Origin of the sequence: uncultured Turicimonas sp., from assembly GCF_902477955.1 — a bacterium.
Lineage (GTDB): Bacteria > Pseudomonadota > Gammaproteobacteria > Burkholderiales > Burkholderiaceae_F > Turicimonas.
Map to the genome: position 1 here is coordinate 1 of NZ_CABSJB010000044.1, position 20740 is coordinate 20740.

Sequence of the window (20740 nt, forward strand, 5' to 3'; positions counted from 1 at the left end):
AGAACCCATCGGGGTTCAAAACGGATCAGACTAAATAAAAAGTGTTAAAGACAGGAGAATGTAGTTCGACTTTTTTGGGGAGAGAAATGAACTGGTTAAGAAGATCGGACAGAAGGAATTTCCTCGAAAATGCTTGTCCTTTCTCTCCCGCGTTGAAAATCCAACTTCCTCTGTAAGGCTTTCGGTGGTATCGGCAGTTCTTCTGCATCCCAAGCTAATGATGTCCGGATTAACTATCAAGCCAAGGAGAGAATTTTCTGATTTGTGGAATGAGTTCTTCTTTAAAAATATCACGTGATAATTTAGCTAGATGTTGAGTCTGGGCTGTGTTTTCATCGCTTCTGGCCACCAGGTAAATAACTCTCGAAAAAGCCGGAGGCGGTAGCGGTAATACAGAAATTGAATCTGCTAATTCAGGATTTTGGATTAGAGAAAGAGTTCTAGCGATGGTCCAGCCTGCTCCTTTAGCCACTAGAGCGAGCATTGTGCTGCTTGAGTCAACTTCTATTTGGGAGGGCATGCCTTCATAGAGCATGCTCAGATACGTATCGTTAATTCGACCCGCTCCTCCTTCAAGGGAATACTTCAGATATGGAAGACCGGACAATCTTATTTTGTCCCATGTCCACGATTGAGATCTGTTCTTCGTAAAAGAAGAGGGAACCAATAAGACGGAAGGCTCTTCAAAAATTTTATATCTTTGAAGGTTTTTAACTTCCGAAAGAGCACTGCTTATAAAAACAAAGTCAATTTGACGGCGTTCAAGCGCATAAACGAGCGATTGAGATACGCCCGTGGTGCAATAGATTTTTGAAGCCTCATTTCGCATACTGCAAACAAGCTGCGGTAAAAGACTTTTGGATAAGCTTTCGATAGCGCCAATTCTAAAAATTGGATGAATGAAAGAATTCTCTTTAATTTCTTTTGTAGTGCTTTCAAGAGTTTGTTTTACCAATAGAGAGTGATGTTTTAAGATTTCACCCTCTCTTGTGAGCTTAATGGGCCTCTTGCTGCGGTCAAAAAGTTCTACGTTTAAAGAATCTTCCAGCTTACGAATCTTCTTCGTTACTGCCGATTGTGTCATAGAAAGTTGTTTGGCAGTTTCAGATAGACTTTTCCCCTCGCTGGCCGCAAGAAATACTTCAAGATTCTCATTGAGAAGAGACATGACCGCACCTAAATCTATTATTCCAAAACAGAATAATATAACGACTTGAGCTGGAATGTAGTTTGATACCGAAATTGCTTATTTCTAATATAGGGGTGAATTTAGGAGGAAGCTTTGTGAGTATCAAACATATCATTGAAATATTGGATTTGCTAGACGATCCGAAGGTTTCCGGACCAGCTGTGGCCGAGTATTTAAAGTCCTATGGAGCTGAGAATATTTGGGTCAACCACTTAACCGGCGAGAAAGGCAGTACTGATTTTCTAAAGGTATTAATTCCTGGTAGAAATGGAAAAACGGAAGGAAAGAATTGTCCTACTCTAGGAATTGTCGGAAGACTCGGCGGTCTTGGAGCTCGTCCTCAAAGATTGGGATTTACTAGCGATGGTGACGGTGCGCTCACTGTTTTAGCAGTAGCGGCTAAACTTTCTCAAATGCGTTCCAGAGGAGACGTTCTTGATGAGGACGTAATAATTACCACGCACATATGTCCCAATGCTCCAACAAGGCAAAATGAGTCCGTTCTGTTCATGGATGCGCCTATCAGCAGTGAAGAGGCTAATGTTTATGAGGTTGACCCGGCAATGGATGCAATTTTTTGCGTTGATACAACCAAAGGCAACCGCATAGTCAATCAACGGGGTTTTGCAATCTCTCCGACAGTAAAGGAAGGTTATATTCTTCGGACTAGTGAACAGCTCTTATCTCTGATGGAGATTACAACCGGGAGACTTCCATTTGTTTTGCCGTTAAGCCAGCAGGACATCACTCCTTACGGAAACGGTATCTTCCATCTCAATTCAATCCTTCAACCTAGCGTCGCAACTAAGGCTCCCTGCGTAGGAGTGGCTATTACAACGGCAACTAAAGTGCCCGGCTGTGCTACCGGAGCTTCTCATGTCGCAGATCTTGATGAGTGTGCTCGCTTCCTCATAGAGGCGGCTAAAGTGTTCGCTAATTCACCTGATCTTTTCTATAAAGCAGAGGAATACAACAAACTGCTCGCTCTTTACGGACCTTTGTCCAGATTCCAAACCTTTGGAGAACAATAATGACAGTACATCTTATTATTGCCGCCGTTATCGTAATACTGACGATAGTGGCCCTAATTAAACGTTACGAAACCCGAATGGTACTTATTGCTTCGGGCTTGGCGATGGGGTTGCTTTGCCTTTCTCCGCAGATTCCATTGGCCAATATGATGAAAAATATGACCAATGCATCTTTGATCTTGGCAATTTGTTCTTCATTGGGATTTGCTGCTGTAATCGCTATAACTCGTTGCGATGTTCATTTCGTTGCGCTGGCCGTCAAGCCATTGGGAAAACTAGGCTTTTTCCTTCTTCCTTTCTGCATGCTAATGGCTTCTTGTGTTGCTGTAGCGATTCCGTCGGCAGCCGGTTGTGCCGCAGCACTCGGACCTACTATGATCCCGCTGATGGTTCGAGCAGGGTTCAAACCGGCAATTGCTGGTGCGGCTATCCTTGGCTCAATTATTCCTTCCGCACTTTCCCCGGGATCCAGTCACAACGTTTGGGTTGCGAAAATTTCTAATATGGAAGTGATGGATCTGATCGTCCAGTTTGCTCCTGGAATCCTTACCCTTTGTGCATTAAACATCATCATGGTCACTCTGATGATCTTCGTCTTCAAAGATTACAAGAAGCGCTCTGTGAATGATTCTGATGCCGTTTTTGAGGTAGCCAGCGACAGCAGAGGAGAGTTGCCGGAACATCCTAACTTCCTGTATGCCCTTGGACCTATCGTTCCTATCGTCCTCCTCATGCTCGGTGCTACTTGTGTTCCTTTCTTAAAAATGAGCGTGGCTGAGGCCATGATTTATGGGACCATTTATACCTTGGTGATTACACGTTCAGATCCTGCAAAAGTAACTAAAGAGTTCTTTGGCGGCATGGGTAAAGGCTATGCAAACATTATGGGTATCATTATTGCAGCCGGTTGCTTTGTGGGCGGATTAAAAGCGCTGGGAGCCATTGATGCCTTGATTGCAGCTTTGAAGAATTCGAAAGAAATTGCTTCCTACGCAGCAAATTTCGGACCGTTCATTATGGGAGTTCTCACTGGCTCTGGTGACGCTGCCGGTCATGCTTTCAACCAAGCGGTTACTCCTTATGCAGCTGAATTTGGCATGAGAGTACCAAATCTCGGTGTGGTAGCTGCTCTTTCTGGAGCTTTAGGCCGCATGTGTTCTCCTATTGCCGGTGCAACACTTGTTATTGCCGGCATGATTAAGGCATCTCCTTTGGAAGTTTCCAAGAGAATGGCTATTCCAATGATCGTTAACGTCATCCTATTAGGATTTATCTTCGAGTTGTAGGAGGAAAATAGGATATGAAAGATACGGAACTCAAAACGCAAATGGTTCAGGATCGCCGATTCCTGCATGCGCATCCCGAAGAAGGCTGGTGTGAGTTTGAAACCACTTACTATATTGTCGAACGCCTTCAAAAGCTCGGCCTGAAGGTACTTTCAGGATTGGAAATTATTGAGCCTCAGGCAGTAATGGGCCGAAATGAAAGTATTGTACAAGCAGCTGAAGAGCGGGCAATCTCTCACGGTGTTCCTGTTGATTTTTTAAAGAAATTAAACGGCTACACGGGAGCAGTTGCGGTTTTGGAAACTGGTAAACCGGGACCGGTAACGGCGATTCGTGTGGATATCGATTGCTTACCGATCGAAGAAACCACGGAACCTAATCATGAAGCAAATCTTGGAAATTATCATTCAGAGTATTCCGGATTTTCACATGCATGCGGCCATGACGGACATACTGCAGTTGGATTAGGAGTTGCAGCCTGGTTGGCTGCTCACAAAGATGAACTGAACGGGACAATAAAAATCCTATTCCAACCCGCGGAGGAAGGTGTCCGAGGGGCAGCAGCAATGGCGGCTAAAGGAATAGTTGACGATGTGGACTGGTTTGTTGGAGCACATATAGGATGCTCTGCGCATTTAGGAGAAGTAGGAGTCTCTCACCAAGGTTATCTGGCTACCACAAAATTCGACTTAGAGTACGACGGAATTCAAGCTGCAGCCGGATCGCCTGAGAAAGGCCGAAGCGCCCTGATGTGTGCAGCAGCTACCTGTATGACTCTTGGTTCTTTGCCAGGACACAGCCAAGGCATCTCTAGAGTTCAGATCGGCAAACTTATTTCCGGAACCGGCCGCAATATTATTGCTCCTCATGCCTACCTCCAACTTGAAGTCCGTGGGGAAACTACGGAAATCAACGATTACATGGCAAAAAACGTTGAAATGGCGGTTAAGGGATTGGCAGATGCCTACGGCGTTAAATATAAACTCACTAGAATGGGAGAAGCCGTAACGTACAAAGGAGATGAAGAGGCTATAAATCTCGTGAAAGCTGCTGCAGGCGAGACTGAGGGTGTCACCAAGGTATATGACACCAACTCCAAGGTGGGAAGCGAAGACTGCACTGTTCTGATTCGCAGAGTACAGCAGCATGGCGGAAAGGCCGCCTTCTTCTACTACGGTTGCAATCATCCGGGACACCACAGAGCTGATTTTTGTATCCAAGATGAACAATCTTTACCTGTTGGTTTAGGCGTGTACGTAAATTTCATTAAGCGTGTCAACGGGGCTTAAGTTTTTTGAAAAAATCAGGTATTTTTCTCGGAGAGGAATTCATTGAACTTCCGAACGCCTCTCCTGAGAAAAACTTATAGAGCTCGGTTATCCGAGCTTTTTCGTTATTGGCTCTAGACCTCCACGCCTTGGAGCTTCTCTTTCTTGTATGCGCCATATTTTGACGCTTAATTGGTTAAATTATCTTCATTGAAGAAGTTCCCAAGAAAAGGAGGCGCTCATGACACAAAACAATTTTTCTAACTCTGAGACTTCTGCTGGGATAACTCCTTTAATTGAAAATTCCGAGGGGAATTCCACCCAAAGCTTGAAGGGAACCATACGAAATTCCTCCGTAGCTCGCTCTGTGGGATGGGTGGGTGGAATTTACTCATCGGAAGATCCGGCTCCTCTGTACCTGCTGCCTCCAACGTCTTTGCTTGATTCTCCTCCTTGTGATGAAGAGGATATAGATATTTCAGAATACGCAAAAGGCTCAACGATTGGAGGCGTGGTTAAAGCGTAAAACCATTAACGTAAAAGTGTCTTTTTTAGGATCTTTCACGTCCACAGTCCTCTACGAGATAAGACTTCCTGATGAACTCGATTCGTGGCATATTCGAAGATTCAAAAGAGAGATAATGTCAAGCTTTCAAGATTTTCCGTACCGCTTCATTAAGGAAATCGAAACCGAAGAATGCATGATTTTGAGGTGCCGAAAAAACTTTCTCTGGCTCAACCAATCTATCTAAAGTCCTTGATTGATAGTAAGGGCTTTGCCAAGTATAGTTCCACGGGTTTGGCGGCTGCATTTGGAAAAAATGCAAACGGTGAGACGGCAGTATTTGATTTGAGCCTCTCTCCTCATGTTTTGGTTCAAGGTCCGGCGGGATCCGGAAAGTCAGATGCCATTCGTGCGATGCTGCTTTCAATGCTGTGTACCGATACACCTGAGCACCTCAGATTAATCATTGTTGACACCAAAATTGTTGAATATGCCGATTTCGACGGCATTCCTCATCTTTGCCAACCGGTATGCGCCGGAGTAGATAGTGCTATGCGTTCTCTGGCTTGGCTGGCTTCTGAAATAGAGAGAAGGGGACATTCGGAAAATGCTATAGATATGGATTCATTGAAAGATCTGCATAAACGAATGTTCGGGCGTTATCGGCGTGGAAAACGAATCAAGCTCCCGCCAGGTACACAGGAGATTCTTCCGGATATAGTTGTTGTCATTGATGAATTTTCCGATTTGCTTCATTTTTACGGAAAAGAAGCTGAGGAATTGCTCGTAAAAATTATGATAAGAGGTAGTTGGGTGGGAGTTCATGTTATTTTGACCACGTCGATTATCAATCGGAAAGAGATTCCTTTTTCTATAAGATCCTGCTGTTACTCGCTTATTTGCTTTCAGGGATCTGGTGCTTCCGCCTCTAAAGAAATATTGGGAGAAAATAGTACTGAAAAATTATCCAGGCCTGGCGATATGCTCTGCAGTATTCGGGATTTGCCTCTTCTTCGTGTTCAAGGAGCGCAGGTCTCATTGAATGAAGTTATTCGAGTGACCGATTTTTGGAAATCGCATTGCTGAGATTCGGCGCTCTAGTATCCCTCTTCTCGGAGGATATAGCAGTCAGTTCGGTCAACTAAGATTTCAGGCGGTTTCAAACAACTGTTTACGGCTGCATTACCTCGAACTCTTTTGCAGGAAAAATTAATGCATTGATTGAAAGAATAACTCCCTGCTAACGGTCGTTACGATCGATCATTAAATTGCGCAGCCGGATAATAAACGGCTTGAGAAAATTTTAAGCAAGCGAAAGTCTAAGCTCGCAGTAAGTCCTTTTTCTGCGCCACATTCAGACGCCTAATCTTTTACATTGTCTCATCATCAAAAAAGTTTTCAAAAAAGAGGCTCCTATGACACCAAACAATTCTTCTAACTCTGAAATTCCTCTCAGAAGTGCTCTTTTAACTGGAAAATCCGAGGAAGCGTCCTGCCAAAGCTTAGAGAAAATCACAAGGAGCTCTTCAATAGCAAGCCCTGTGGAAAGAAGAGAGAAAAGCCCTTCATTGGAAGTGGAAAATTCTCAATATCTTCTTCCAGAAACCTCTTTGCTAGATTCCCCTCCTTTTGAAGAAGAGAAGATAGATACTTCAGAGTATTTGAAGGAGGCTCAGCGGTTAGAAGAATTTTTGAGAAGTAAAACTTTAAGAGCTCAAGTGTCTTTCTTGGGATGTGGACCGTCTACGATTTCCTACGTGATAAGGCTGCCTACCGGACTCGAATCCTCGACTATTCGCGGATTAAAAAGAGCAGTGATGTCCTGTTTCCGAAACTCTACATACCGATTTATCAGAGAAGCCGATGCGGAGGAGAATATGATTTTAGAAATTCCCAAAGATAAGCCATCTTCACAGCTCGTCTACCTCCAACCGCTTATTGAAAGTAAAGCGTTTACAAAACAAAGTTCCTCCGGTTTGGCGGTTGTACTTGGCAAAGATACCAGAGGTGAGCCTGTGGTGTTTGATTTGAGCGAGTCTTCTCATGTTTTCATTCATGGCCGAGCAGGATGGGAAAGCACAGTTGCGATTCACGAGATGTTGCTTTCGATGTTGTTTAGACATACACCTGAAAATCTCAGGCTAATCATCATCGATACCAGGATCGTTGAATATGTGTATTTCGAAGGCATTCCTCATCTTTGCCAACCTTTGTCTGACGGACTAGAAGAAGCTATGCGCTCTCTTTCCTGGGCCGTCTCTGAAATAGAGAGAAGAGAGAAGCTGATGCATAGATTAGGTGTAGGTAGCCTCAGCTCTCTGAATGAACAGCTGATAAGATCATGCCGGAGGGAAGCCTCCAGAGAGAATCGACTAAATATATCCCAGCCTTTGCCAAATATCGTCATTGTTATTGATGATTTTGGAGATTTGGTTCTCCTCTATGACAAAAAAGTCAAGGACTTACTATCAAGAATTATGAAGGCAGGCGCGGCAGTAGGTGTTCATGTAATTTTGGCTACGCAGCGTATGAATGAGGATGTTATTCCTTTTTCGATGAAATCGTACTGCCGAACAATTCTATGTTTTCAGACACGTGGTCCGGCAGAATCCAAAGAGATATTGGGAGAAGCGGGCGCAGAAAAATTATCCAGGCCTAACGATATGCTCTGCTCTATCTGTGGCCTGCCTCTTCTCCGTGTTCAAGGTGCAAATGTTTCAATGAAAGAAGTTATGCGAGTAACAGATTTTTGGAAATCTCAAGGAAGTCAGTCATTCGTTGAAGACTAAAATCCGAATAGTTAACGTCCTCTGCGGCATGGATCCACGAGGAACTTCATTGAAAAAATTAAGGCGCTCAAACGGACGTAATATCCGTTTGAAGGAATGCCGAGATTTTCAAATAATGATTGGTAATTGCTAGTGAATTAAATAGTCTTTGAGCAAATTTGAAAGACAGACACTTGCAATATTCCCATTGCGGACAGCATAACCAACAGGATTAAATATCAAGCGGCAACGCACACTTCATTTAAAGGTGGCTGCCGTTTTTGTTTCTACCCTTGATCCGCTCTGGCAGTTGCGGAATCAAAGAAAAAACGGAGGTTTTTGGGCGTAACGATGGAAATAGGACAGTTCGGAAATTTTTCTTGGAATTTTCTCGTGGAAGAGGTCGAGTAAATCTTGTCCGAGAGTTTGCACTCGAAAGCCCTGTAAGGCTTAGCGTCTCTAATTTCAAGGAAATCAACTTCAGAAACTTTCGTATTTGCCGTGGCTTTTGTTCTCCAAAAATATTGAGTTGCGAAAGTTTTTTCGTAGTCGTTATGTTTGAGCATCTCCATGAAAAAGAAGTTCTCAAACAACGCTCCAGCGTCATCTCTAGAAGAAAATGTCGAAAAGTCTTCGAGTACTGCATTGCGGATACCGTTGTCGACAAAATATATTTTTTTGCCTTTTTTCAATTCGCTAACTGTACCGCTACTGTACGAAGGACACCGTTTAATAATGAAGCACTGCTCCAAAAGGTCTAGATATTCTACGATTGTTGTTTTTGAAATTCCGATTTCTCTGGAGAGATTGTCGTAATTCACCTCACTACCGATTTGATTGGCCAAAAGCTTGGTCAGATGCATGATCTGCTCCGGTTTGCGGACTATCGAAGTTGCAAAGATGTCCTTATAGAGCATGTTTTCAAGGTATTCCATCAGATTTTCTCTTGCGTCTCTTGGATCCGTGACAATGGAAGGAAACATGCCGAACACCATCAAATTTCCAAGTCTCTCTTCTACTGAGGCCCAAGAGTCGTGTTTTGCCAACTCAACGATAGAGAGCGGCCAGAGTCGATAGCTCTTAATTCGTCCGAGAGCAGACTCCTTGATGTCGCTGGCTAAGTCCAGAGCGGAGGAGCCGGATAGAAAAATCTTCGTTCCCCAAGATTTATGGATGTTTCGGTCAACCAAAATTTTCACTTTGAGACCGATGTCTGGAATTCGTTGAGCTTCATCAATCACGATGGTTTTAGCTGAGCTAAGCAGAGCGTCAACATCAGCCTCTGTTTTCAGATTCAAAGCCTCGATCCCGCTGTACAGATCTCCCACGATCCATCTTGAGCTTTGGATGTCGACAATTTGATTCAGCAGCGTGGTCTTGCCTGCTCGTCGAGGCCCAAATACGGCTACCGCTTTGGGAGGGGTAGAGCAGGCAACATTTTCAGCGATTTCTCTTTCAATCATTATAGTGACGAAAATATAGATATTTTCGATAATTATACTAATGAAAATATAGACATTTTCGGATATTATCCTGACGAATTTTTAGATCGAGCTGGAGAACGACTAAAGAGCTGAAGTTTGGATCTTCAGAGTCTGTTTTTCGTCCTCCAAAATTAGCACGGCGACCGCATCATTTATTTTTATAGGAAGCCTAGAGCTTCTTAAAGCCTACAGCTCGACAATGTGTTCAGAGGAAAATAGTTTTTCAATTTTCTCTCTTTCGCGGATGACATAGTATTCAGCACCGTCAACTAAGATTTCTGGCGGTTTTAAACGAGTGTTGTAGTGCGAACTCATTGTCATGCCGTAAGCACCGGCACTCATTACAGCCAAAAGATCTCCGGGCTGAACTTTAAGTTTTCTGTCTTTGCCAAGCCAATCTCCCGTCTCGCAGATCGGGCCAACCACATCAAAGGTTTCTTCTTTGATAGGACAATTTTCAGGATAGACGTGTAACGGAACAATCTGCATCCAGGCTTGGTACAACGTTGGACGGATCATGTCGTTCATTGCGGTATCTACAATGCAGAAGTTCTTCGTTTCGCCTTCCTTGAGATATTGAATTTCTGTGACTAAAACACCGGAGTTGCCGACAATAGAACGGCCTGCCTCAAAAATCATCTCAAGATGTCCATAGCCACGGTTTTCCATCTTTTGATGAAGCGCTTCTACGAGTTCGGAGGCGTGATGAACTTCTTGGCCTTCTTCATAAACAATTCCAAGGCCTCCTCCGAAATCAATATGATCAAGTTCGATGCCTTTAGACTTAAGGACGTCAGCCAAGTCTAAAAGTTTGTCGCAGGCATCCAGGAACGGTGAAATATCCGTAATCTGGGAACCAATGTGGCAGTCAATACCGGTTATTTTTAGGAAGTCGCTTTTGCTGGCTTTCTCATAGACGCGCGGAGCATCTTCGATAGCAATACCGAACTTGTTCTGCTTCAGTCCTGTGGAAATATAAGGATGCGTTTTTGCATCGACGTTGGGATTGACGCGAAGCGAAATACGCGCAACTTTGTTGTGAGCTTTGGCTACTTCAATGATTCGTTCAAGTTCCGGTTCAGATTCGACATTGAAGCATTTGATGTCGTTTTCAAGTGCGTAAGCAATCTCATCGTAGGTTTTGCCGACGCCGGAAAACAGAACTTTCTTTGGATCTCCGGAAGCTTCGATAACTCTCCTCAATTCTCCGCCTGACACAATATCAAAGCCTGCTCCCAACTTCGCCAGGAGATGAATAATCGCAATATTGGAGTTTGCCTTCATGGCATAACACATCAAATGCGGATATGGCTTAAGAGCTTGCTGATAAGCCAGAAAGGCTTCTTTGATTGAATTGTAGGAATAGACATAAACCGGCGTGCCGAATTTTTCGGCAATCTGTTTCAGAGGAACTCTTTCACACCAGAGTTCATTGTCTCGATAGCTAAAATTCTTATTGTCTGGAAGAAATGGAAGCATAATTATTTCTCTGCTGGTTTATCCGTTTCATGAATGACATTACTGTCGAGTTCTGCAGACTTTTCTGTCTCATTCATAGGAGAAGCAGTATCGGATTTGTCGGCTTTCTCATTAGAAGCTTTTTCGACGTCAAGTTTTTCAGGATCGGTGATGACGACATCAGCGTCATCTTTAGGCTCTGCAATGACGGCAGTTGTTTGGCCCGTCATCTCATTTAAAGTTTTTTCAATTCTTGAAAGATAAGAATCGTCCGGATTCGGAGGCAGATAAAGCGGACCCTGCATGCCGCAGCCGGATAGTCCAGCTAGGAGAAGCCCAGCCAAAATAATTTTCTTATGCATATGGTTCTTCGTAAGAAGAGCGATAAAACCACTCAATTTTAGTTTTTTAATGAAGTCCTAATTTTAGTGGTTTCAAGCGTTTAAAACGCTAACCAACAAAGCAAAAAGAAAGGCAAGCTCAAACAGATTTGTTTTGTGAGGATGTGCGTGGAGACCGGCGAACATTGGCGGAAGAAGATTATGAGCTGGGGGGAGAAGAAAAATTGACGCACTCAAAAGCTTTGTCCAGCCTTCGAGTTGGGCCTATTGTCCGAATGTTGATTGACAAAGGATGTGAGATTTTTGAATAACTTTCCGCTTAGATAGCTTCACAGACTAAATAGGCGCTGTCTCAGGTTTTTTGAGTTTTGGTTTTGTACTGTGCGGTTGTTCCGGTTCGCTATGAGCCTCCGGCTCCTGAGGAGAGTCTTTTGTGTCTGACTGCAGTTGTTGTTTGTGTTTCTGTCCTTCTTCCTTCAGGTTTTTGGCTACTGTCGACAATGTTGAAGTGACTTTTTCCATGATGGTTTGTTTTGGTTCCTCTGGGGCAGTCTCGCTAAAAATAAGTACGCCGAGAAACGCACCAATGACTAGAAGAAGAACAATTATTTTGGGATGATTTCGCATTGAATTCCTTGTGTAGTTAACCCATATTCTTTTATACCGGGTTTTCACTGAGACATGCGCCGATGATTTTGGCTAATTTGTATTCAAATAAGTCCACGCCAAGGCCCAATTGGATGATTTTCATCAAAGGCAGCGTCCCGGAGGATTCACATATTGCCAAGACTCTTAAAGGCTGTTGATCAGGAAGACTTTTCGATGGAAAGCAATCGTTTCTAGCTTGTATGTATAAACGAGATTCCGTTGTAATCCCAATTAAAATGTGGTTTTTCAAAACTCCACAAAAAGAAATGGATACAGACAAAGCTCTTCTTTGGCAATGCGGGAAATTTAAATTGGATCTTGCGGTTCCCAAGATAATGGGAATTCTCAATGTAACGGCAGATTCTTTCAGCGACGGAGGAGACTTTCTAAATAAAGACGCAGCTCTTCGACAGGCTGAACAATTAAGAAAAGACGGAGCTGACATCATCGATATCGGAGGGCAGTCGACACGCCCGGGTGCAGACAGCATTTCCGTCCAAGAGGAAATGGATCGCGTTTTGCCGCTGGTTGAGGCTTTATCGTCTTGGGACATTCCAATTTCAATTGATACTTTCGAGCCGAAGGTAATGCGGGAGGCTTTAGCGGCCGGCGCTTCAATCATTAATGACGTTTACGGATTAAGAAAAGACGGAGCATTGGAAATTATCGGTGCTTCTGACTGTGGGGTCTGCATCATGCACATGCAGGGGGAACCCAAAAATATGCAGAAAAATCCTCAATACGTCGATTTGTTAAGTGAAGTCAGTAACTTTTTAACAACTCAGGCAAAGAAATTAGAGCTATTGGGAGTCAGCGGGAATAGAATTTGCTTGGATCCTGGTTTCGGATTTGGAAAAACTGTAAAACAAAACTTTAAATTGCTTGCCGAAGCGGATCATTTTGTCCGCATTGGATATCCTGTTTTATACGGGATGAGCCGCAAATCATCTTTAGGAGCGGTGACCGGAAAAGAGAACCCGAAAGATCGGTTAATTTCCTCCGTGACTGCTCATTTGATTGCCGTAGAAAAGGGCGTTCAGATTGTTCGAGTCCATGATGCGGCGGCAATGAAGGAAGCCTTAACAATATTGAACTGTACTCAAAACTATAAGGACTTAGGATGAGTAGAAAATACTTTGGAACTGACGGCGTACGAGGCAGAGTGGGCATCTCTCCGATAACTCCGGAATTTGCACTCTTATTAGCCCAAGCCGCGGGACGTGTACTTAAAAGACAAACCACGGATGGTGAAGTCGGAGTTTTTATTGCTAAAGATACAAGAGTCTCCGGCTACATGCTTGAATCCGCTATGCAGGCAGGTTTCTTAAGTGCCGGCGTGGATGTGGTTCTCGGCGGTCCTCTGCCCACTCCTGCAGTAGCTTATTTGACGCGTGCGCAGAGATTAAGCGCCGGCGTGGTGATTTCTGCTTCTCATAATCCTTTCTACGATAACGGCATTAAATTCTTTTCATCTCAGGGAACAAAGCTTCCCGATGATATCGAGCTTCAAATAGAAAAAGAGATGGACCGCGGGTATGCCTGCGTAGACAGTGCTCAGCTCGGAAAAGCAAGAAGATTGGATGATGCCAGCGGCCGTTACGTCGAGTTCTGCAAGAGTACCTTTCCGACGGACATGGATTTGAGAGGCTTAAAGATTTACGTCGATGCGGCAAATGGGGCTGCTTATCACATTGCTTTTGACGTCTATCACGAACTCGGTGCCTCTGTGGTTTGCGAAGGCAATGAGCCGAACGGATTCAATATTAATGAAGGTGTCGGTGCCACTCATACGGAAACGCTCCCCGAACGAGTCAAAAAAGCCGGCTGCGATGTCGGTATTGCATTAGACGGTGACGCAGACCGCGTCATCATGGCCGATACCGAAAGAGTTTATGACGGCGATCAGCTTCTTTATGTCATGGCTAGAGATCGTCTTGCCAGAGGAAAGAAAATCGAAGGCGTCGTCGGAACTTTGATGACGAACTATGCCATTGAAAAGAAATTCGGTGAATTAGGACTGAATTTCTTCCGTGCCAAAGTCGGAGACCGTTATGTTCTTCAGCTGATGAAAGAACAAGGCTTGCTTCTCGGCGGAGAAGGTTCGGGCCATATCATCGTTTTAGACAAACAGACGACCGGCGACGGTATCGTCTCCAGCCTTCAAGTTCTTGCGGTAATGAAGCGAACTCATAAGTCTTTGGCCGAATTGCTTTCCGAAGTTCATCTTTCTCCTCAGATTTTGATTAACAGAAGATTTGCTGAAGGATATAAGTGGGATCAGGATGAGGCACTCCAAAAACGTATGGCAGAAGTCTCGGAATTCTTGAAGGGGAGAGGAAGAATCCTAGTCCGAGCTTCTGGAACAGAGCCTTTAATCCGCGTAATGGTAGAGTCTGCTGATCGAGAAGAAGCTAAAAAGTTAGCCGAAGAAGTGGCTGCAATTATTCCTACCCGATAATGTGAAAGGACCGGATATGGAAACATCAGTGTTAATCGTTGAAGACGAACCGGCGATTCAGGAGCTTATCGCTTATACCTGTGAAAGCAGCGGGATGGAGGTTCGCCGCGCATCTAATGTGGCCGAAGCAAGAAAGATGCTTGAGGCCAAAATCCCGGACATCATTCTTTTAGACTGGATGCTTCCCGACTGCTCCGGATTGGAATGGCTCAAAGAAATCCGCAAAGGCGAGTTCTACAAAAGAATTCCGGTGATTATGGTGACCGCCCGCAGTTTAGAAGACGACAAGGTTGTCGGGTTGGATAAGGGGGCCGATGACTATGTAGTCAAACCATTTTCTCCGAAAGAGCTAGTGGCCCGAATTAAAGCGGTTATTCGCCGTCATGGAGAGGAAGAAACCAAGAAAGAGACGCTTCAGTGCGGAGATCTTGTCATTAATCCTGAAGACTTCGAGGTCACTATCGGAAATAAGAGAGTGAACTTGAGCGTGGTTGAATTCAAGATTCTTTCTCTGTTTGCTAAGCATCCGGGGCGTGTGTATTCACGCCAGCAGATTATCGACAATGTTTGGGGCTATGCCGCAGATATTGATGAAAGAACTGTGGATGTTCATATGCTTCGTTTGCGTAAGCAGCTAGCTGCCACTTCTATGGCGGATTTTATCGAGACGGTCAGAGGTCTTGGCTATAGAGCCGCAAAGCAAACTCAAGATTCATGAGGATTGGCATGAAGGCATCAAAAGAATCGCGAGACGGCAAAGAAGGAAAGGAAGAGAAGAAGATCCTCAAAAAGGTGGAAAAAGCCGAAGAAAAGGAAGTGAGATTCAAACAGACTCTCCGCGCTCTTCCGGACGGGGTGGTTCTGATGTCTCAGGATTGGGAGATTCAGTGGCTCAATCCTATGGCAGAAAGAGACCTGCAGTTGGATGCAGTTGCCGACATCGGTAAGAAAATCCACATCTGCTATCCTGACGGGGACTTTCTGAATAAGGTAACAAGCGGAGACGATACTCTTCAAACAATTACGCTCGAAGGGCGCATTATTGAAATCAGAGTCATTTCCGCCGGAAGCAAGTACAGAATCTTGGTGACTCGAGATGTTACGGAACAAAAGCGTTCGGAAGACTTCCGAAGAGACTTTGTGGCTAACGTTTCTCACGAACTTCGTACTCCTCTGACCGTGATTAAAGGTTTTTTGGAGTTGGCAGAGGACTGGCCCTTAAATTCTCAGCAGCTTAAGCATCTGGAGTTGATGTATGAACAAGTTGAGAGAATGGGGGCATTGGTTAACGATTTGCTGACTCTGTCTCGTTTAGAAAGAGATTCCGCGCCGGCTGCTAAGGAACCAATTGATTTGACCGCTCTTCTTACGGATGCTGCCGTTGATGGCCGTTTCATTTCTCAGGGACACCACTCTATTGTGGTAGACCATATTGAAAAGGTGAATATCCTCGGCGATATTATTGAAATGAAGAGTGCCGTCACCAACCTTGTCAGTAACGCCGTTCGATACACGCCGCAAGGGGGCTCCATTGTTGTCTCGTCGTTCTTTAATGATGAAGGTTTAGTGATTTCTGTTAAAGACAATGGGATCGGCATCGCTGCGGATGCTATTCCCCGTGTTACTGAAAGATTTTATCGAGTCGATAAATCACGCAGCCGAGAAACAGGAGGCACCGGTCTTGGCTTAGCGATTGTTAAGCACGTTCTTTTCCGTCATCAGGCAAGATTGAAAATCCTTTCTGAGTTAGGAAAGGGATCTGACTTTCAGATTATTTTGCCGAAGGATCGCGTCGAGAAGATTGTGTGAATTTGTAATAAATAAAAAATTTTTTGGAGAGGGACTTGGCAAACCAATAAATGTGTTGTATAGTTCTGTCTCCTTGACGGGGTGTAGCGTAGTCTGGTAGCGCGCTTGCTTTGGGAGCAAGATGTCGGGAGTTCGAATCTCTCCACCCCGACCAGCACTAACTGCCCGTAGCTCAGCTGGATAGAGCATCGGCCTTCTAAGCCGGTGGTCACAGGTTCGAATCCTGTCGGGCAGGCCAGTCAGGATTTTAGTGGTACGAGTAGCTCAGTTGGTAGAGTCCAGGATTGTGATTCCTGTCGTCGTGGGTTCGAGTCCCATCTCGTACCCCACTAAGCCTCTAAATAATCTCCAAATTTTTCATCGACAAAGCAACTTTTGCTTTAGCTATTGTTTTTCAAATTTATCTGAATTCGGAGCTCCTTCCGAAGGAATCGCTGTGTCTAAATTTTCCTTACTCACGGTGCCTTAGGCTTGATGAAACGAGAAAATCAAGTCTTCGAAGGAAATCGTTTTCCCGCAAGTTGATGTTTACTGAAGGCTTGCCAGATGCTATAGGTGTAGCTTCTCAAAAATTTTCTTCCTTGAACTTTGTTTTCTTTTGTGTCTGTATCGGATAATTTCTTCATTCTTTCCTTACTAACTAACTTTTAATTTCGATGGAGTGAATTCACATGTTGAAGAAAGTATTGTGTGCAGCCGTCGGCTCAGCAATTGCTGTTTGCGCCTACGCTGAATCCAACGTAACTCTTTATGGGGTTTTAGATACAGCTGTTACAGTGACAAAGCACAAGAACCAGAGCGCCAAAGTCATGATGGATGACGGTATCTACGGCGGAAACCGCTTCGGTTTTAAGGGTACCGAAGACTTAGGCAACGGTTATTCCGTAGGCTTTATTCTTGAACAGGGTTTCCAATTGAGCACCGGAGCAGAAGGTTCCGAAGGTAAAGCATTCAACCGTGAATCTTTACTTCAGGTAACAAGCGATTGGGGCCAGTTAGCATTCGGTCGCGCCGGCGGTCTGTCTTCAGATAACGGTACCTACACTATTTTGAGAGGTTCTGCACTTTGGACTTCCTACTACACAGACGGTTGCGTAGCCGGTGCTTTTATCACAACTGATCGTTACGACAACTTGGTGGTCTATCGTTCTCCGGAATTCGGCGGCGCTACCGTAACAGCAATGTATTCCAACGGTACAGGCAGCGATGATCAAAAGTGGGCTAAGAACTCTCACTACTATGGCTTAGGTCTTGATTACAGCAAGAACGACACCGGTTTCAGCGCCATGTGGGAAATGCTAGATAACAAGGACATGGATGCCCAGTCAACCCAGTTGTTTACGATTGGCGGAAGTCAGGGTTTCGGCAACTTGACAGTTCATGCCGGATATCAGTTTGCTCAGCATAGCCAATACCTTCCGGCCTGGATCAGCCTTCCTGGCGACATGGGCCTTGCATCCAGAAAAGGAGTAACTCAGAACGCCTTCACAGCTTCTATCGGTTACCAGATTTGGGGCGGTGAATGGAAGCTTCAAGGCAACTATGCTTTCGGAAAATATAAAGCAACTAACGAGAAGTACAACATTTGGTCTGTCGGTACAGCTTACGAATATCCGTTCAGCAAGCGCACAATGGTTTATTCCTACGCAGGTTACGGTCAAGCCAACAAGATGCTGAAAGAATCCTCTGACTTCAATTCTTGGACACTCACTTTCGGTATCAACCACACCTTCTAAGCTGTAAAACCGCTTAGTAATGTCAAAGCCCGCGAATGCGGGCTTTGAAGTACTTGGAAAAGTTAATCTGAGAGTCGATGAAGGTGCGGCTTAAGTGCATTCCATTGTTCTTCGGTGACAGGCGTAATGGAAAGTCTGTTGCCTTTCTTTAGTACCTGCATTCCTTCGCACTCCGGAATCTCTCTTAAATCCTGGAGGCTGATTCTTTCTACCTTATAGAGGACTTTTACATCGATCTGAACCCATCTTGGCTTAACTTCCGAACTCTTAGGATCAAAGTAAACGGAATTAATTTCAAATTGGGTCGGATCAGGATAAGGATCAGAGGCTATTTGTCCAATCCCCACAATGCCGGGCTCTTTGCATGAAGAGTGATAGAAAAGGACCGGATCTCCCGTAGAGCATTTGTCGCGCATGAAATTTCTGGCCTGATAGTTTCTAACGCCGAACCACCCGACTGTTTGTTCGGGCATTCCGAGAACGTCATCTACGGATACTTCCGACGGTTCGGACTTCATCAGCCATGCATAAAATTCTTTTCCGGACATTCGACCACCTAATTATTGAAAGAAGGGTGCATTGTAGCAACCTTCAGAAAGAACAAAAGCGGCAGTGTTGTGCCGCTTCAGTTCGTCTGTTATGACAGATTAATGATGGATAGCGTATCTGATCCAAACAAAGCCGGAACCTACAGTTTCACAGCTCTTGAGTTCAAGTTTGCTTGCTTCCATTGGAGATTCTTCTCCGCACTGGCATTCAATAATGGACGGATGGTCTGACTTGCCGTCGATGCCGGGGTAGATGATTAAACTGAGTTCATCAACCAAGCCCATCTTCAAGAGATTTCCGTTGATAATAGCTCCGCCTTCAAGAAGCATATTCTTTGCACCGAAATCTTCTTCTAAATGCTTGAGGGCGCTCTTTGTTTCTTCGAGTTTGCTGCCCGGAGTTCTCATAATGTAGGAAACGCCGACGTCTTCCAGTTCTTTTTGATATGCGCGTGTGACGTGGCTTCCGAGAACGGCAACGATATGTTCACCGGTAGGAAGATTGGCTGCCTTGTAATGAAGTTTTCCTTGAGGATCGAACACAACTGCTAAAGGACGTCCTTCTCTCTTACCAACGAACGTTGTGGTGTGCATTGTTTTCGGGCCTTCCATTACCGGTTTTTCTTCAACGATGCCTTCACCGTATTCAGCCATTGTGACGCGGCCGACGATCCAGCCGTCGGACGGCATTTTAGAAGCTACAGCTTCATAGACTTCGGAAACATCAGAGGAATTGTTATAGAGGGGAGACCAGTATTTAGAGATAAGACGACCATCGGCAGACATGATCATGTGGCAGATTATTTTCATTTCGACTCTCCTTTGCCTAAAGATGAATTTTGATGACGGAGTTATGCACAAAAAACGTGCATACGGTTCTGCATTTGTAAGTATGCGCTTTATTGTTTAGGAAGGAAAGAAGAAAATTTCTCCCCAGCGCCTAAATGCTTGGATAGGGGTTGCGGTTTCGGGATAAACCTTAGCCGGAGGTTAATCTGAACAGTTCCTGTAAAGTGAATCACAACAACTTGAAATTGTGCCTCTGAGAAATAAATAACTACGGTAGGAAAAGGCTACCAAGTTCAATCTTCTAAAGGGGCAGAGGGAGAGAGTCAGAAAAAGTAGAACAAACAAGGGCTAGTTTTCGGTTTGAGGTGACGAGAGGAGGTTTAAAAAGAGCATTCAAAATGAGTGATTAAAAACTTTTGACATCTTGAGAGATTACCGCTTCTTAACAAACCTTGGAAGTGTTTGGGAGGGAGAGAGCTTTTTGGATAACGGCTTTAAGGTGAAGACTGCCGGAGAAACTAATGAAATTCCTATCCCTAAAAGGCAGAGTTTTTAAATAATTTATTCGTGATAGATCTAGGTTTTTTCAAACAAAGAAAACTTTTTCTCTTCAATAACACATTCAGGATCAAGAAGTTTCAAAAGAACCAATTGAAAAATATAGATTTTTTGAATGGTAGAGAAAATAAAGAACAAAACTAAGAGAGAAGATGGATGTTTTCCTATCATGTTTTTTACTAACTATTTTAAGAGATATGGAAGTGCTAATCCTCCCCCCTAAAAGAGGTTAAAAACCTTGCGATAAAAAAATAAATACGAAATACTTAGGGCTCAAACAGATTGCTTTAAATCTTTTCGTATCTATGCTAATATCTATAAAATGAAAAGATTAGTAGGTATAGGTGAAGCCGCTTCAGCACTGGGTGTGTCAATCACAACTCTGCGCCGCTGGGAGGCATCGGGTAAGTTAAAGGCTGAGCACACGGCAGGCGGTCATCGTCGTTATGATCTTGCCAAACTCAAGCCGGAACTAATTCATGCCGCCAGCGCAGACAACCGTCGAACGGTGGCTTATGCTCGTGTTTCTAGCCACGATCAGAAAGAGGATCTGGAACGCCAGAAACATATTCTGGAACTGTATTGCGCCCGCCAAGGCTGGACATTTGAGATTATCTCAGATCTAGGCTCCGGCATGAACTATCATAAAAAGGGTTTAAAGAAGCTGCTGGAGGCTATTCTTGACGAGCAGGTCGGCCGTTTAGTCATTACCCACAAGGATCGACTGCTTCGCTTTGGTGCAGAGTTGGTATTTGCCGTCTGCGAGGCTAAGCATGTCGAAGTTGTGATCCTTAATCAAGGGGAGGACCCGACGTTTGAAGCAGATCTAGCTGAGGATGTGACGGAGATCGTCAACCTATTCTC

Annotated in this window: 19 protein-coding genes and 3 tRNA genes; 15 read left to right on the forward strand and 7 right to left on the reverse strand. The window is 44.4% G+C overall.

Annotation, left to right across the window (positions count from 1 at the left end):
• Positions 1-229 precede the first annotated feature (229 nt).
• Positions 230-1168, reverse strand: coding sequence for a LysR family transcriptional regulator (locus RDK53_RS10600; protein ID WP_308514716.1), 939 nt, complete (start codon positions 1166-1168; stop codon positions 230-232).
• A gap of 116 nt (positions 1169-1284) precedes the next feature.
• On the opposite strand from RDK53_RS10600, the gene RDK53_RS10605 reads away from it, so the two are divergent.
• From RDK53_RS10605 to RDK53_RS10630, 6 genes are all read left to right on the forward strand, one after another.
• A complete protein-coding gene (locus RDK53_RS10605) occupies positions 1285-2220 on the forward strand; it encodes a DUF1177 domain-containing protein (protein ID WP_308514718.1) in 936 nt (311 codons plus the stop codon).
• Entirely contained in the window at positions 2220-3506 is a 1287-nt protein-coding gene (gene dcuC / locus RDK53_RS10610; protein WP_308514720.1) for a C4-dicarboxylate transporter DcuC, read from the forward strand. The genes RDK53_RS10605 and dcuC overlap by 1 nt, the downstream gene beginning before the upstream one ends.
• 14 nt (positions 3507-3520) lie before the next feature.
• A complete protein-coding gene (locus RDK53_RS10615; protein WP_308514722.1) occupies positions 3521-4795 on the forward strand; it encodes an amidohydrolase in 1275 nt (424 codons plus the stop codon).
• A 220-nt stretch (positions 4796-5015) separates the two neighbouring features.
• Positions 5016-5300, forward strand: coding sequence for a hypothetical protein (locus RDK53_RS10620; protein WP_308514724.1), 285 nt, complete (start codon positions 5016-5018; stop codon positions 5298-5300).
• A gap of 171 nt (positions 5301-5471) precedes the next feature.
• The gene (locus tag RDK53_RS10625) at positions 5472-6365 is read left to right on the forward strand and encodes an FtsK/SpoIIIE domain-containing protein (protein ID WP_308514726.1); all 894 of its coding nucleotides are present in this window, start codon (positions 5472-5474) and stop codon (positions 6363-6365) included.
• 329 nt (positions 6366-6694) lie between these two features.
• Complete coding sequence (locus tag RDK53_RS10630) at positions 6695-8068, forward strand: DNA translocase FtsK (RefSeq protein ID WP_308514728.1); 1374 nt, start codon at positions 6695-6697, stop codon at positions 8066-8068.
• Between the two features lie 266 nt (positions 8069-8334).
• On the opposite strand, the gene RDK53_RS10635 is transcribed toward RDK53_RS10630, so the two are convergent.
• From RDK53_RS10635 to RDK53_RS10650, 4 genes are all read right to left on the reverse strand, one after another.
• Positions 8335-9510, reverse strand: a complete 1176-nt coding sequence (locus tag RDK53_RS10635) for an ATP-binding protein (protein ID WP_308514730.1) — start codon at positions 9508-9510, stop codon at positions 8335-8337.
• 207 nt (positions 9511-9717) lie between these two features.
• Positions 9718-11010 carry a diaminopimelate decarboxylase gene (gene lysA / locus RDK53_RS10640; protein ID WP_308514732.1) on the reverse strand — a complete coding sequence of 431 codons (1293 nt, stop codon included), beginning with the start codon at positions 11008-11010 and terminating at the stop codon, positions 9718-9720.
• A gap of 2 nt (positions 11011-11012) precedes the next feature.
• Positions 11013-11351 carry a lipoprotein gene (locus RDK53_RS10645; RefSeq protein ID WP_308514733.1) on the reverse strand — a complete coding sequence of 113 codons (339 nt, stop codon included), beginning with the start codon at positions 11349-11351 and terminating at the stop codon, positions 11013-11015.
• Between the two features lie 315 nt (positions 11352-11666).
• Complete coding sequence (locus RDK53_RS10650) at positions 11667-11957, reverse strand: hypothetical protein (RefSeq protein WP_308514734.1); 291 nt, start codon at positions 11955-11957, stop codon at positions 11667-11669.
• Positions 11958-12244: 287 nt separating this feature from the next.
• Between RDK53_RS10650 and folP the strand changes: the two genes are divergently transcribed.
• From folP to RDK53_RS10690, 8 genes are all read left to right on the forward strand, one after another.
• Positions 12245-13102 carry a dihydropteroate synthase gene (gene folP, locus RDK53_RS10655; protein WP_308514735.1) on the forward strand — a complete coding sequence of 286 codons (858 nt, stop codon included), beginning with the start codon at positions 12245-12247 and terminating at the stop codon, positions 13100-13102.
• The gene (glmM, locus tag RDK53_RS10660; RefSeq protein WP_308514736.1) at positions 13099-14436 is read left to right on the forward strand and encodes a phosphoglucosamine mutase; all 1338 of its coding nucleotides are present in this window, start codon (positions 13099-13101) and stop codon (positions 14434-14436) included. Before folP ends, glmM begins: the two co-directional genes overlap by 4 nt.
• 16 nt (positions 14437-14452) lie before the next feature.
• A complete protein-coding gene (locus tag RDK53_RS10665; protein ID WP_308514737.1) occupies positions 14453-15154 on the forward strand; it encodes a response regulator in 702 nt (233 codons plus the stop codon).
• Between the two features lie 8 nt (positions 15155-15162).
• On the forward strand, positions 15163-16245 hold the full coding sequence (gene phoR, locus RDK53_RS10670) for a phosphate regulon sensor histidine kinase PhoR (protein WP_308514739.1): 1083 nt from the start codon (positions 15163-15165) through the stop codon (positions 16243-16245).
• A gap of 77 nt (positions 16246-16322) precedes the next feature.
• Positions 16323-16399: transfer RNA gene (locus tag RDK53_RS10675), tRNA-Pro, on the forward strand.
• Positions 16400-16406: 7 nt separating this feature from the next.
• A tRNA-Arg gene (locus RDK53_RS10680) sits at positions 16407-16483 on the forward strand.
• A 15-nt stretch (positions 16484-16498) separates the two neighbouring features.
• Positions 16499-16574 (forward strand) — tRNA-His (locus tag RDK53_RS10685).
• A gap of 342 nt (positions 16575-16916) precedes the next feature.
• The gene (locus RDK53_RS10690; protein WP_308514741.1) at positions 16917-17981 is read left to right on the forward strand and encodes a porin; all 1065 of its coding nucleotides are present in this window, start codon (positions 16917-16919) and stop codon (positions 17979-17981) included.
• A 62-nt stretch (positions 17982-18043) separates the two neighbouring features.
• Here RDK53_RS10690 and RDK53_RS10695 read toward each other — a convergent pair whose 3' ends face one another.
• Together RDK53_RS10695 and RDK53_RS10700 are read right to left on the reverse strand one after the other, a co-directional pair.
• Positions 18044-18529, reverse strand: a complete 486-nt coding sequence (locus RDK53_RS10695) for an EVE domain-containing protein (RefSeq protein ID WP_308514743.1) — start codon at positions 18527-18529, stop codon at positions 18044-18046.
• Positions 18530-18628: 99 nt separating this feature from the next.
• Positions 18629-19339, reverse strand: coding sequence for a dihydrofolate reductase family protein (locus RDK53_RS10700; RefSeq protein WP_282163604.1), 711 nt, complete (start codon positions 19337-19339; stop codon positions 18629-18631).
• 859 nt (positions 19340-20198) lie between these two features.
• On the opposite strand from RDK53_RS10700, the gene RDK53_RS10705 reads away from it, so the two are divergent.
• On the forward strand, positions 20199-20740 hold a 542-nt coding region (locus RDK53_RS10705; RefSeq protein ID WP_308514745.1), incomplete at its 3' end, for an IS607 family transposase.

Excerpts from the sequence above, each read along its gene's own strand:
- RDK53_RS10690 (WP_308514741.1), top strand. The coding sequence starts at position 16,917 with ATGTTGAAGAAAGTATTGTGTGCAGCCGTCGGCTCAGCAATTGCTGTT.
- lysA (WP_308514732.1), bottom strand. The coding sequence starts at position 11,010 with ATGCTTCCATTTCTTCCAGACAATAAGAATTTTAGCTATCGAGACAAT.
- RDK53_RS10635 (WP_308514730.1), bottom strand. The coding sequence starts at position 9,510 with ATGATTGAAAGAGAAATCGCTGAAAATGTTGCCTGCTCTACCCCTCCC.
- glmM (WP_308514736.1), top strand. The coding sequence starts at position 13,099 with ATGAGTAGAAAATACTTTGGAACTGACGGCGTACGAGGCAGAGTGGGC.
- RDK53_RS10700 (WP_282163604.1), bottom strand. The coding sequence starts at position 19,339 with ATGAAAATAATCTGCCACATGATCATGTCTGCCGATGGTCGTCTTATC.
- RDK53_RS10650 (WP_308514734.1), bottom strand. The coding sequence starts at position 11,957 with ATGCGAAATCATCCCAAAATAATTGTTCTTCTTCTAGTCATTGGTGCG.
- RDK53_RS10695 (WP_308514743.1), bottom strand. The coding sequence starts at position 18,529 with ATGTCCGGAAAAGAATTTTATGCATGGCTGATGAAGTCCGAACCGTCG.
- RDK53_RS10645 (WP_308514733.1), bottom strand. The coding sequence starts at position 11,351 with ATGCATAAGAAAATTATTTTGGCTGGGCTTCTCCTAGCTGGACTATCC.
- RDK53_RS10625 (WP_308514726.1), top strand. The coding sequence starts at position 5,472 with ATGCATGATTTTGAGGTGCCGAAAAAACTTTCTCTGGCTCAACCAATC.
- folP (WP_308514735.1), top strand. The coding sequence starts at position 12,245 with ATGGATACAGACAAAGCTCTTCTTTGGCAATGCGGGAAATTTAAATTG.
- phoR (WP_308514739.1), top strand. The coding sequence starts at position 15,163 with ATGAAGGCATCAAAAGAATCGCGAGACGGCAAAGAAGGAAAGGAAGAG.
- RDK53_RS10620 (WP_308514724.1), top strand. The coding sequence starts at position 5,016 with ATGACACAAAACAATTTTTCTAACTCTGAGACTTCTGCTGGGATAACT.
- RDK53_RS10615 (WP_308514722.1), top strand. The coding sequence starts at position 3,521 with ATGAAAGATACGGAACTCAAAACGCAAATGGTTCAGGATCGCCGATTC.
- RDK53_RS10665 (WP_308514737.1), top strand. The coding sequence starts at position 14,453 with ATGGAAACATCAGTGTTAATCGTTGAAGACGAACCGGCGATTCAGGAG.
- RDK53_RS10600 (WP_308514716.1), bottom strand. The coding sequence starts at position 1,168 with ATGTCTCTTCTCAATGAGAATCTTGAAGTATTTCTTGCGGCCAGCGAG.
- dcuC (WP_308514720.1), top strand. The coding sequence starts at position 2,220 with ATGACAGTACATCTTATTATTGCCGCCGTTATCGTAATACTGACGATA.
- RDK53_RS10630 (WP_308514728.1), top strand. The coding sequence starts at position 6,695 with ATGACACCAAACAATTCTTCTAACTCTGAAATTCCTCTCAGAAGTGCT.